Origin of the sequence: Rahnella sp. NRRL B-41462, from assembly GCF_003263525.1 — a bacterium.
Lineage (GTDB): Bacteria > Pseudomonadota > Gammaproteobacteria > Enterobacterales > Enterobacteriaceae > Rahnella > Rahnella aceris.
In genome coordinates this window covers 1-12,268 of sequence record NZ_JYDF01000023.1, presented here as the reverse complement: position 1 = coordinate 12,268, position 12,268 = coordinate 1, and the positions used below count along the sequence as shown (strand labels likewise).

The window sequence follows — 12,268 nt, the reverse complement described above, 5'->3', positions numbered from 1 at the left end:
TGTCTGAAAAATTGTTCTTTCCATGCACATTTCATCATGGCGCTGAAGACTTCTTGGTACGGCGCGTCGGCAATGCCTGCGCCGGATTGTCCGGCCACGGATGTTTCGGATAGCGCCCTTTCATTTCTTTCTGCACTTCACGATAAGAACCCTGCCAGAATGCCGCCAGATCGGCGGTGATCTGCAACGGCCGCTGTGCCGGTGACAGCAGTTCCAGCACCACAGCAACACGCCCTTCCGCCAGTTGCGGGCTACGCTGCTCGCCGAACATCTCCTGCATTCTCACCGAGAGCGCCGGTGGCTGGTCTGCATGATAACGGATTGGCAGACGACTGCCAGTCGGCACGGTGTAATGAGTCGGCAACGCGCTGTCCAGACGCTGACGCTGTTGCCAGTCAAGCAGCCTTAGCAAGGCATCATGTAAATCAACCTGCTGCAACGATTTCAGCGAACGAACACCCTGTAAAGAAGGCTGTAACCAGCGTTCCAGACCGTCGAGCAAAGCCTGATCGTCAACCGAAGGCCAGTCGGCTTCCGGCAACCATTTTGCGGCGCAAAGAAGCCGCACGCGCAATTGCTCCGCGGCGACCGACCAGTTCAGCGCCTGCAAACCCTGCGTGCGGATCCAGTCGATCAGCGCCTGTTGCAGCTCTCCGTCGTCCGGCTTTGCCAGCGGATTGGCTTTCAGCACCAGACGCCCGATCTGCCAGCGGCGCCAGGCGCGCAGCGTGCCTTTTTCCTCATCCCATTCTACCGCCGTCTGTTCTTTGACGACATCCGGCAGGCGCGACGGAAGTTGCGAAATATCCAGCGTGATCGCCAGCAAAATACGGGCATCCGGGCTGTTGTTGCCCTGTAATAACTGCGGCGCGACCAGCCACGGTGCGCGGGTTAATCCGTCATCCTGCGGCAAGGACGCCCCCAGTCCGTTCGCCAGCAGATAACGGCCATCTTCGCCGCGACGCTGGGCAATACGATCGCTGAACGCCCGCGCCAGTAACCACGGCGCGAGCGAAGCATCCGGCTCACCGCTTTTCGCGCCGGTGCGCTGCGCCAGTTGTTTTGCCCGCCGCTGCCAGTTTCCCTGCGGGCGGCTTAACCAGTAATCCATATCCGGTAACCCGCCGCGTGGCGGTTCTTCAAGCATTGCCGCCAGCAGCGCCGACGTTGCCAGCGCATCGGGACTTTGTGCTGTGGCAGCAATCAGCATCGCCGCCAGCCGCGGCTCACAGCCAAGCCGGGCCATGCGTTGTCCGGCAGCGGTGAGTTTGCCCTGCGCATCGGTTGCGCCAAGCTGCTGTAAAAGATTTTTTGCGGCAGACAGCGAAGCGGGAGGCGGCGCATCCAGCCACTGAAGTTGCGCCGGATCCTGACAGCCCCACTGCAACAACTCCAGCCAGAAACTGCTCAGGTCGCTTTGCAGAATTTCGGCTTCCGCCTGAGCACTGGCGCGTTCCGCCTGCTCTTTGCTGAAAAGATGCCAGCACAAGCCCGGCTCCAGACGACCTGCACGGCCCGCACGTTGGGTCATCGACGCCTGGCTGATACGTTGTGTTACCAGCCGCGTCAGGCCGCTGCGCGGGTCAAACTGCGCGCTGCGCTCCAGACCACTGTCGACCACCAGACGGATACCTTCGATGGTCAGACTGGTTTCAGCAATATTCGTCGCCAGCACCACTTTGCGGCGTCCGGCCGGTGAGGGCTGAATGGCTTTTTGCTGTTGTTCCAGCGACAGCGCACCGTACAACGGGCAGAGATCGACGTCGTCCGTCAGTCTGCCGGTCAGCAAATTCTGTACACGGGTGATTTCCGCCACACCGGGTAAAAACAGCAGCATCGAGCCGTGATTTTCACTCATCAGACGGCTGACTACCCGCGCCACGCCTTCATCCAGCCGTTCGTGTGTCGCGAGAGAAAGATACTGCCTGTCGACCGGAAAACTGCGGCCTGCGGATTCAATCACCGGCGCATCCGGCAGTAAAGAAGACAGGCGCAGGTTGTCGAGCGTGGCCGACATAATCAGAATTTTTAAATCATCGCGCAGCGCATTCTGCACATCGAGCAACAATGCCAGCGCCAGATCGGCCTGCAAACTGCGCTCATGGAATTCATCGAGGATCACCATCGACACGCCGGTCAGTTCGGGATCAGCCTGTACCATGCGGGTCAGAATGCCTTCGGTCACCACTTCAAGACGGGTCGCCGCGCTGGTTTTGCTTTCTGCACGCATGCGATACCCCACTGTCTGCCCCGGCGTTTCATTCAGTTGCTGCGCCAGACGGAAAGCGACATTTTTCGCCGCCAGACGGCGCGGCTCAAGCAGCAGGATCTTACCCGACAGGTTGGCCTGTTTCAGCAATTGCAACGGCAGCCAGGTGGATTTACCGGCACCGGTTGGCGCAAGCAACAGCACCTGCTGAGCCTGTTGCAGTGCAGCTAAAAGCGGTTCGAGTACGGCGCTGACCGGCAAAGAAGACAATGAATGCTCCATGAGAGTTAACTTTAAACGGCGGGCATTGTAGCATTTAGCCCCACATCCGGCATGTTGCCGTGATTTGTCTTCACAGGAATCTCTATGTCTGCCGAACGCCGCCTGTTTTTCGCCTTATCGCTGCCCGCAAAAATGCAAAAGCAGGTGATTAAGTGGCGCGCGGACCACTTCCCGGCGGACACTGGCCGCCCCGTCACAGCCGCTAATCTGCATATTACGCTGGCGTTTCTCGGTGAAGTCAGCGCCCTCAAAGAGGCCGCGCTGACCCGCGTCGCCGGGCGCATTCAGGGACAGAAATTCAGCGTAGTACTGGATGATATTGGCCACTGGCCGGGCTCCGGCGTGGTATGGATTGGCACAAAACGCGCGCCCAATGCCTTGTTGCAACTGGCGTCCGTATTGCGATCTCACGCTGCGCGCAACGGTTGTCATCAGAGTACACTGCCGTTTCATCCGCATGTGTCGCTGTACCGCAATGCGACCCGTCCGGTCGCGGTTCCTCCGGCCACACCTGGCTGGCAACTGGACGCCACAGAATTCAGTTTGTACGAATCCCTGTTTGAGCGGGGGCGCACCCGTTATCACTGTCTGCAAACCTGGCCGCTGGGCGATACGCAGGCTACCTGATCTCTTTTAGCCCTCTTTTTAACAAGAACATTTCACACGGAAACTTTCATGCACTTCGAGCCTGCGCTTCAATCGGCTACGCTGATCAAACGTTACAAACGGTTTCTCGCTGACGTGATTACGCCGGACGGCACGGAACTGACCTTGCACTGCGCCAACACCGGCGCGATGACCGGTTGCGCGACTCCCGGCGACACCGTCTGGTATTCCACCTCGGACAATCTCAAACGTAAATATCCACACAGCTGGGAACTGACCGAAACCCAACAAAAACACTGGATTTGCGTCAATACGCTGCGGGCCAATCAACTGGTCCGTGAGGCAATCAATGAACAGCAAATACCGGAATTATCCGGTTACAGTAAATTAACAACAGAAGTAAAATACGGCGCCGAAAACAGCCGTATAGACTTGATGTTACAGGCAGAAAATCAACCGGACTGCTATATTGAAGTGAAGTCTGTCACGTTGCTGCAGGAGGGGTTGGGATTCTTCCCCGACGCAGTCACACTGCGCGGTCAGAAGCATTTACGCGAGTTACAGTCGATGGCAGAGCAGGGGCAGCGGGCGGTACTTTTCTTCGCTGTTTTACATTCAGGTATTGAAAGCGTATCCGCTGCACACCATATTGATCCGCGTTATACCGATTTACTGAAGTATGTCCAAAACAAGGGTGTCGAAGTGATGTGCTACAGTGCTGAACTTTCTGCTGAGGGTATGCGCCTCACAAAAAGGTTACCGCTGCTGGCAATATCAGCCAGTGAACATAAAGAGTTCGGATAACCCTGTAATAACCTGTCGGCGGCATAAAAAACAGGTCGCGAATACGCTTTTCCTCACAGGCTTGTCAAGCACCTGCGATGAATAATTGCCAACCTCGTTGCCTTCTGTTATTTATAGCGGCCTGATTTTTTCCCCCGTTGGGGATCGAAATGTTCGAAGCCTGTACGTTGCGGCTATGCCGGAACGGGAAAAGTGGATGAACATAGTGCGTGTTATGTAGGAGAAGCATCATGCAAGAAGGCCAAACCCGTAAGACGTCGTCCTTGAGCATTCTCGCTATCGCTGGGGTGCAGCCGTATCAAGAGAAGCCGGGCGAAGAGTATATGAACGACGCTCAGCTGGCTCACTTCAAAAAGATTCTTGAAGCATGGCGCAATCAGCTCAGGGATGAAGTCGATCGTACCGTTTCACACATGCAGGATGAAGCCGCAAACTTCCCTGATCCGGTAGACCGTGCCGCTCAGGAAGAAGAATTCAGCCTCGAACTGCGTAACCGTGACCGTGAACGTAAGCTGATCAAAAAGATTGAAAAAACACTGAAAAAAGTGGAAGACGAGGATTTCGGCTATTGCGATTCCTGTGGTGTTGAGATTGGCATCCGCCGTCTTGAAGCCCGTCCTACCGCTGATTTGTGTATCGACTGTAAGACTCTGGCAGAAATCCGCGAAAAGCAGATGGCTGGCTAAGTCCCCGGGTTCCACGCGGTGCGTCATGCACCGCGTTCCCTTTTAACGCTGTCCCCATTCGTATGCCGCAAGAACAACACTACACAGGCCGTTTCGCCCCCTCACCTTCCGGTGACCTTCATTTTGGTTCCCTGATCGCCGCTCTCGGCAGTTATCTGCATGCCCGCTCACAAAACGGTATCTGGTTAGTGCGCATTGACGATATCGATCCGCCGCGTGAAATCCCCGGTTCTGCTGACCGTATCCTGAGAACGCTGGAGCGTTACGGGCTGGAATGGGATGGCGATGTACTCTGGCAGTCAAAACGTCACGGCGCTTACCGCGACGTGCTGGACTGGCTGTATCAGCAGCAAAAAAGTTATTACTGCACCTGTACCCGCCAGCGTATTGCGCAAATCGGTGGCACCTATGACGGCCACTGCCGCAGCCTGCAACTCAGCCCGAAAAATGCGGCCATACGTCTGCATCAGACGTTGCCGGTGTACGGTTTTGACGATGATTTTCAGGGGCATTTACAGGCCAGTCCTAAACTGGCCGAAGAAGATTTTATTATCCGTCGCCGCGACGGGCTGTTTGCCTATAATCTGGCAGTAGTGATCGATGACCATTTTCAGGGCGTGAATCACATTGTGCGCGGCGCGGATCTGATTGAACCGACCGTGCGCCAGATTTCGCTGTACCGGCATCTGAGTTATCCGCAGCCGGGATATCTGCATTTGCCACTGGCGGTGAATGAAGAAGGCAACAAGCTTTCCAAGCAGAATCACGCGCCGGCACTGCCCGCAGGCGATCCGCGACCGGTTATCATTAAGGCGCTGAAATTTTTAGGGCAAACGTTGCCGGAAAACTGGCAGGATTATACTTTGCCTTTATTATTACGCTGGGCGACAACGCACTGGACACCATCAGCGATACCGCGTCAGAGCGCTAATGCATAGCAGATGTGACTTCGGCATTCTCAAAGCGCCTGTCGTGAGCTATGATTAGCCGCTGTTTTTGCGTCACGTCAATTTTTTCAGTCACTATCGAGGTGTACCATTTTTACCCGAGTAGCCAATTTTTGCCGTAAGGTGCTAGTTCGTGAAGATAAAGTCGTTCGTGAAGAAAAGGCTGTTCATGACGAAGCCGCGCTTCATGGAGAACCTAATCGCGAGGAGAATTCCCGTCGTGATCCGTCTCCTGTGGCCGAAGGCAATGTGAAGGCAAACAATCCTGAACGTCGTGAAAATCGCGGCCGTCGGGAAGACAACGCGAACAGAGGCGAACGCCGCAATAACAACAGCCGCCGCTCTTCTTCATCTTATCCGCCGCGTGGTGAACGCAGCGATAACCGTGGTGATCGTAATAACGAGCCGCGCGCCGACCGCAACATACAGCGCGCTCCGCGCCCTTCTGTCGAACATGTACAGAAACCGCGCCCCTCATTCGATTACGCCGGTGAAACCCGTGCGATGACCATTATTCCCCGCGATGAGCACAATATTTCTCGTCGTGATATCAGCGAAAACGCCCTGAAAGTCTTGTACCGCCTGAACAAGTCTGGCTTTGAAGCCTTCCTGGTCGGCGGCGGTGTGCGTGATTTGCTGCTGGATAAAAAACCCAAAGATTTCGACATCACCACCAACGCAACGCCGGATCAGGTACGCAAGCTGTTCCGTAACTGCCGTCTGGTTGGTCGTCGTTTTCGTCTGGCTCACGTGATGTTTGGGCCGGAAATCATCGAAGTGGCGACGTTCCGCGGTCACCATGAACAGCACGAAGAAACCGAAGATAAAAACGTATCCCAGCAGGCTGTGAACGGCATGCTGCTGCGCGACAACATTTTCGGCACCATTGAAGACGACGCCCAGCGCCGTGACTTCACCATTAACAGCCTGTATTACGGCGTCGCGGACTTCACCGTACGTGATTACACCGGTGGTCTGCGCGACCTGGAAAACGGCATCATCCGTCTGATCGGTGATCCTGAAACCCGTTATCGTGAAGATCCGGTGCGTATGCTGCGCGCAGTTCGTTTCGCAGCCAAACTGGACATGAAAATCAGCCCGGAAACGGCCGAACCGATCCCACGTCTGGCGACGCTGTTACAGGAAATCCCGCCAGCGCGTCTGTTCGAAGAATCCCTGAAGCTGTTGCAGGCCGGTTACGGTTACGAGACGTATAAAAAGCTTTGTGAATACCAGCTGTTCCAGCCGTTGTTCCCGCTGATTGCCCGCCAGTTTACTGAGCAAGGCGACAGCCCGATGGAACACATTCTGATTCAGGTGCTGAAAAATACCGACCACCGTCTGCATAACGATCAGCGCGTCAATCCGGCGTTCCTGTTCGCCGCTATGCTGTGGTATCCGGTGATCGAGCATGCACAGAAGCTGGCGCAGGAAGGCGGTCTGACCTATTACGACGCCTTCGCGCTGGCAATGAACGATGTGCTCGACGAGCAATGCCGTACGCTGGCCATTCCAAAACGTATTACCACGCTGGTACGTGATATCTGGGCGCTGCAACTGCGCCTGTCACGTCGTCAGGGCAAACGTGCGCACAAGCTGATGGAGCATCCTAAGTTCCGCGCGGCGTATGATTTACTGGTACTGCGCGCTGAAGTCGAACAGCACCGCGAATTGCAGAGTCTGGCGCAGTGGTGGGGCGAGTTCCAGGAAGCGACACCGGCATCGCAGAAAAGCATGCTCGGTACGTTGGGTGACGACGCTGTACCTGCACGCCGTGCACGTACCCGCCGTCCGCGTAAACGGGCGCCGCGCAAGGATGGCGGTCAATGATCCGCGTTTACCTGGCTCTGGGCAGTAATCTTGCCCGTCCGCTTGACCAGGTAAACTGTGCGCTGGAGGCGCTGGCACATTTGCCGCGCACCCGCTTTGTGGCCGCATCCCCGTTTTACCGCAGTAAACCGCTGGGACCACAGGATCAACCTGATTATCTGAATGCTGTGGTGGCGCTCGATACGCTGCTGCCGCCGGAAGAGTTGCTCGATTGCACACAAGGGATCGAGCAAAATCAGGGACGCGTCCGCAAAGCCGAACGCTGGGGGCCGCGGACGTTAGATCTTGATATGCTGATTTATGGCGATCAGGTGATCAACACCGAGCGTTTAACGGTGCCGCATTACGACATGAAAAACCGCGAATTCATGCTGTATCCGCTGGCCGATCTGGCACCAGAACTGGTGTTCCCTGACGGCGAAACCTTGCAAACTCTGCTCGCCCGCGTGCCGCTTAACGGTCTGACCCAATGGTAAGTCGCTCAGCGACTTACCCGCACTTCCAACCCACCTTCTGCTCTATTTTGATAAACCACGTTCAGATGATGTAACTGCGCGATCCTTTGTACGATCGAAATCCCCAATCCGCTGCCCGTTTGTTCCTGTCCTGGTGGCCGGTAAAAACGCTCACCGAGCCTTGCCAGATGTTCATTGCTGATGCCCGGCCCCTGATCTTCAACCGTCATTCCCCACGGTTTCAGTCGCACCGTCACGCAGGTTCCGGCTGGCGAATAACGGATCGCGTTATCCAGCAGATTGCGCACCATCAGCGAAAGCAGCAGCGACTGACCACGCATTTCAGGCGGAACGCCCTGCTGTTCAAAACGTAATTCGATACCTTTGCCGTGCGCGCGGTAATCCTGTTCCGCCAGACTTTGAGTGACCAGCGAAGGCCAGTCGATACGTTCCAGCTCTTCAGGCGTGGAAAAACTTTCCAGCCGAGAAAGTGTCAGCAGTTGATCCACCAGCCGCGTAGCGCGATCGATACTGATCGTCAGATTTTCCAGCGCATGGTCGCGCATTTCAGCGTCATCGCCGGAAAGCTGTACGACTTCGGTTTGCACACGTAAAGCCGCCAGCGGACTGCGCAGCTCGTGAGCGGCATCAGACGTAAACCGCCGTTCACGCACCAGCATCTCACTCGTACGGTCAAACAGAGAATTGAGCGCATTTGCCAGCGGCAACACCTCACCGGGTAACTGATGAGTCTCGATGGGCGCGGCATCTTCCGGCGAGCGCTGACGCAAACCTTCCGCCACGCGGCGCAGCGGCCGCAGTTCAAGCGTCACCATCACAATCAGCGCCAGTAACAAAATGGGCAACGAAGCCAGCCACGGCGTCAGCTGGCCACTCACCAGGCTCCAGGCCATATCATTGCGGTAATCCTGTTCCTGCCCGACCGCGACGCGATATTGTCCGTCCGGCGAAGTCAGCCAGACCATACGCCAGACATCGCTGTCCCCTCTCAGCTCGACATCGTTAAACCCCTGCGTGTCACCGTCAAAACGGATGCGTTTGCCGTTCTCGCCATCATTGAGCAGCATCTGCCCGTGACGATTGAAGATGGCAAACGTCAGCGCGTCGTCATCGGTATGGCCGCGTGAGCCCTTGCGGACCATTTTTTTAGTGTCCGGCAGCTCAGTGTCTTTTTGCAGATTGAGCCGGTCGCCTAAGCCGGTGGCAGCCAGACGTTTGGCGAACAGCATCTGCTGGGTATCGAAAACTTCGTTGATATGTTTGCGGGTCTGATGCCACGCTACACCGCTGGCAATCAGCCAGGTCAGCAGCGCCAGCAGGGAAAAAAGCAGGATAAGGCGCAGGCGCAGACTCAGATTGTTCAGCTTTTGCAGTTTCTTCAGCCGCCTCACGCTTCCCCTCCTTCACCCGGTTTTTTTATCTCATCCCCCAGCGTGTACCCCACGCCATGCACGGTGCGAATAAAGCCTTTGCCAAGTTTGCTGCGCAGATGGTGAATATGGACTTCCACCGCGTTACTGCTGACCTCGTCTTCCCAGCTGTAGAGCTTTTCCTGAATAAGCGTACGCGCCAGCACACGACCTTTGTTGCGAAGAAACAACTCCAGCACAGTCACTTCACGCGGGGTCAGCGTCACGGCTTCTCCGTTGAGCGTCACACTGCGGGCTGCGGGATCAAATTCCACTGCGCCATGGGTGACCTTCGGCGTTATCACGCCGTGGCGACGGCGGATCAGCGCCTGCAACCGTGCTGCGACTTCCACCAGCGCAAACGGCTTACACAGATAATCATCGGCACCGGCCTGCAACCCGCCGACGCGCTGCTCCAGCGCATCGCGAGCGGTGAGGATAAGCACTGGCGTATCCCGGCCAGCCTTTCGCCATTCACGCAAAAGCTGCATACCATCCATACCCGGCAGGCTTAAATCGAGGATCACGGCATCGTACGGCGCACTGTCAAGCGCGGCCTTGCCGGTCAGCCCGTCGGTAAACCAGTCGAGCGTAAAACCCAGTTTCGCCAGCCCGGCTTTGATGCCGTCGCCAATCATCTTGTCGTCTTCAATCAATAGAATTCGCATGGTTCCCTCCGTTTTTGCCATTATAGCCGAGGCTTCTTAATCACTTCTTAAGACACAGATCATCCTGCCCGTTATCAAACAAGCTGTCTGACTTTCGGCTCATACAGTAGAATACTGGCATCGTATTCATCCGATGAATTATTCAAAGGAACGTGTTCATGAAACCAACCACGCTGAGCCAGCTTCGCCAATGGAAGCAGGAAAAACATAAATTTGCGACCATTACCGCGTATGACGCCAGTTTTGCGCAGCTGTTTGCGGAACAAGGGATCAGCGTCATGCTGATTGGCGATTCTCTGGGCATGGTCGTTCAGGGTCAGGATTCCACACTGCCAGTGACGGTAGAAGAGATTGCTTACCATACGCGCTGTGTGCGTCGCGGCGCACCTCACGCGTTATTGCTCGCTGACCTGCCGTTCATGAGTTACGCCACGCCGGAGCAGGCGTTTGAAAGCGCCGCCGTGCTGATGCGCGCGGGCGGCAATATGGTCAAGCTCGAAGGCGGAAGCTGGCTGTGTGATACGGTCAGAATGCTGACCGAACGCGCAGTGCCGGTATGTGGCCATCTGGGGCTGACGCCACAGTCGGTGAATATTTTCGGCGGCTACAAAGTTCAGGGTCGCGATGAAGTCGCCGCCAATCAGCTGATCAAAGATGCGATGATGCTCGAAGAAGCGGGTGCGCAACTGCTGGTGCTGGAATGTGTGCCGGTCGATCTGGCACGCCGCGTCACCGAAGAACTCAGTATTCCGGTTATCGGCATCGGCGCAGGCAATGTGACCGACGGCCAGATTCTGGTGATGCACGACGCATTCGGCATTACCGGCGGCCATACGCCAAAATTCGCCAAAGACTTCCTCAGCGAAGCAGGCGATATTCGTGGCGCGGTGCGTTTGTATGTTGATCAGGTCGCGCAAGGCGTGTATCCGGGTGAAGAACATTCCTTTAAATAATCGGGAGAAGGCTGGTGTTGATAATTGACAGCGTGGCGCTGCTGCGTCGCGAAATCCGGGATTTTCGTAAGAATAACAAACGTATCGCGCTGGTGCCGACCATGGGCAATCTGCACGAAGGCCATATGACGCTGGTGGAAGAAGCCAAAGCCCGCGGCGATGTGGTCGTGGTGAGTATTTTCGTCAACCCGATGCAGTTCGAGCGCCCGGATGACCTCGAGCGTTATCCGCGCACCTTGCAGGAAGACTGCGAGAAGCTGAACAAACGCGGCGTGGATCTGGTATTTGCACCGTCACCGGCAGAAGTCTATCCGAAAGGTCTGGCAACCCAAACACAGGTTGATGTGCCGGTGATTTCCACCATTCTGGAAGGTGCGAGCCGTCCGGGACATTTCCGTGGCGTCTCCACCATCGTCAGCAAACTGTTCAATCTGGTGCAGCCGCAGGTGGCCTGTTTCGGGCAAAAAGACTTCCAGCAACTGGCGCTGCTGCGCACCATGGTGGAAGACATGGGCTACGATATTGAGATAGTGGGCGTGCCAATTGTGCGCGCTAAAGACGGTCTGGCACTGAGTTCACGCAACGGCTATCTGACTGCCGAGGAACGTAAACTCGCGCCCCAGCTTAACAAAATCATGAATGCGCTGGCTGAACGGCTGAGCCAGGGCGAGCGCCATGTCGATGAAATGTTGCAGGAAACCGCGCAGCAGCTTCGCGAAGCGGGTTTCACGCCGGACGAACTGTTTATCCGTGATGCGAAAACCTTGCAGGAGTTGTCCGTCGACAGCACATCTGCGGTGATCCTGATGGCGGCCTGGCTGGGCAAAGCCAGACTGATTGATAATCAGGAGGTTGATCTGACGCAGTAGACAGCGCAGGTCAAATCGGCAACTATGTTGGCCGCCGGAAAACATCAGTATTTGGCTATGTCAGCCCGGCGGGTTCCCAGACTATTTACGCACGAAGGGTCACACGCAATGGTACGTACAATGCTGCAAGGCAAACTGCACCGGGTTCACGTAACTCAGGCAGATTTGCATTACGAAGGCTCCTGCGCCATCGATCAGGACTTTCTCGATGCCTCAGGCATTCTGGAATACGAAGCAATTGATATTTATAACGTTGATAACGGTCAGCGTTTCTCGACATACGCCATCGCGGCAGAACGCGGTTCGCGTATTATTTCAGTCAACGGCGCGGCAGCGCGTTGTGCCTGTGTCGGCGATCTGCTGATCATCTGTTCTTACGTGCAGATGTCAGATGAACAAGCCCGCCAGCACAAACCGAAAGTGGCCTATTTCGAAGGTGAAAACCAACTGAAACGCACCGCCAAAGCCGTGCCGGTTCAGGTGGCTTGATAAAAAGCCTTCCCCTGCGAAGGGGAAGGATGGGAGGGGG

General features: G+C 56.0%; 12 protein-coding genes. 9 read left to right on the top strand and 3 right to left on the bottom strand.

The genetic code is table 11. The features are described 5' to 3' along the window. Positions 1–34 precede the first annotated feature (34 nt). Complete coding sequence (gene hrpB, locus UC14_RS07210; protein WP_112197468.1) at positions 35–2,479, bottom strand: ATP-dependent helicase HrpB; 2,445 nt, start codon at positions 2,477–2,479, stop codon at positions 35–37. A gap of 96 nt (positions 2,480–2,575) precedes the next feature. Between hrpB and thpR the strand changes: the two genes are divergently transcribed. The 6 genes from thpR (at position 2,576) to folK (ending at position 7,840) form a co-directional block, all read left to right on the top strand. Beyond that, entirely contained in the window at positions 2,576–3,118 is a 543-nt protein-coding gene (gene thpR, locus UC14_RS07205) for an RNA 2',3'-cyclic phosphodiesterase (protein WP_112150941.1), read from the top strand. A gap of 48 nt (positions 3,119–3,166) precedes the next feature. Next, positions 3,167–3,901, top strand: coding sequence for a DNA/RNA nuclease SfsA (gene sfsA / locus UC14_RS07200; RefSeq protein WP_013576942.1), 735 nt, complete (start codon positions 3,167–3,169; stop codon positions 3,899–3,901). Between the two features lie 230 nt (positions 3,902–4,131). Beyond that, on the top strand, positions 4,132–4,587 hold the full coding sequence (dksA, locus tag UC14_RS07195; RefSeq protein WP_013576943.1) for an RNA polymerase-binding protein DksA: 456 nt from the start codon (positions 4,132–4,134) through the stop codon (positions 4,585–4,587). A 62-nt stretch (positions 4,588–4,649) separates the two neighbouring features. After that, positions 4,650–5,525: a tRNA glutamyl-Q(34) synthetase GluQRS gene (gene gluQRS / locus UC14_RS07190; RefSeq protein ID WP_112197467.1), complete on the top strand. Its 876-nt coding sequence runs from the start codon at positions 4,650–4,652 to the stop codon at positions 5,523–5,525. A 513-nt stretch (positions 5,526–6,038) separates the two neighbouring features. Beyond that, positions 6,039–7,364, top strand: a complete 1,326-nt coding sequence (gene pcnB, locus UC14_RS07185) for a polynucleotide adenylyltransferase PcnB (protein ID WP_037033568.1) — start codon at positions 6,039–6,041, stop codon at positions 7,362–7,364. Continuing rightward, positions 7,361–7,840, top strand: a complete 480-nt coding sequence (gene folK / locus UC14_RS07180) for a 2-amino-4-hydroxy-6-hydroxymethyldihydropteridine diphosphokinase (RefSeq protein WP_037033383.1) — start codon at positions 7,361–7,363, stop codon at positions 7,838–7,840. Before pcnB ends, folK begins: the two co-directional genes overlap by 4 nt. 5 nt (positions 7,841–7,845) lie before the next feature. Here folK and qseC read toward each other — a convergent pair whose 3' ends face one another. Continuing rightward, a complete protein-coding gene (gene qseC / locus UC14_RS07175) occupies positions 7,846–9,204 on the bottom strand; it encodes a quorum sensing histidine kinase QseC (protein WP_173362117.1) in 1,359 nt (452 codons plus the stop codon). Positions 9,205–9,227: 23 nt separating this feature from the next. Next, a complete protein-coding gene (gene qseB / locus UC14_RS07170) occupies positions 9,228–9,917 on the bottom strand; it encodes a quorum sensing response regulator transcription factor QseB (protein ID WP_112197465.1) in 690 nt (229 codons plus the stop codon). A 158-nt stretch (positions 9,918–10,075) separates the two neighbouring features. Between qseB and panB the strand changes: the two genes are divergently transcribed. The 3 genes from panB to panD all read left to right on the top strand — a co-directional run bounded on the left by panB (position 10,076) and on the right by panD (position 12,228). After that, complete coding sequence (gene panB / locus UC14_RS07165; RefSeq protein ID WP_013576949.1) at positions 10,076–10,870, top strand: 3-methyl-2-oxobutanoate hydroxymethyltransferase; 795 nt, start codon at positions 10,076–10,078, stop codon at positions 10,868–10,870. A 14-nt stretch (positions 10,871–10,884) separates the two neighbouring features. Further along, on the top strand, positions 10,885–11,739 hold the full coding sequence (gene panC, locus UC14_RS07160) for a pantoate--beta-alanine ligase (RefSeq protein ID WP_112150944.1): 855 nt from the start codon (positions 10,885–10,887) through the stop codon (positions 11,737–11,739). 108 nt (positions 11,740–11,847) lie between these two features. Continuing rightward, on the top strand, positions 11,848–12,228 hold the full coding sequence (gene panD, locus UC14_RS07155; RefSeq protein WP_013576951.1) for an aspartate 1-decarboxylase: 381 nt from the start codon (positions 11,848–11,850) through the stop codon (positions 12,226–12,228). The last annotated feature ends 40 nt before the right edge of the window (positions 12,229–12,268 follow it).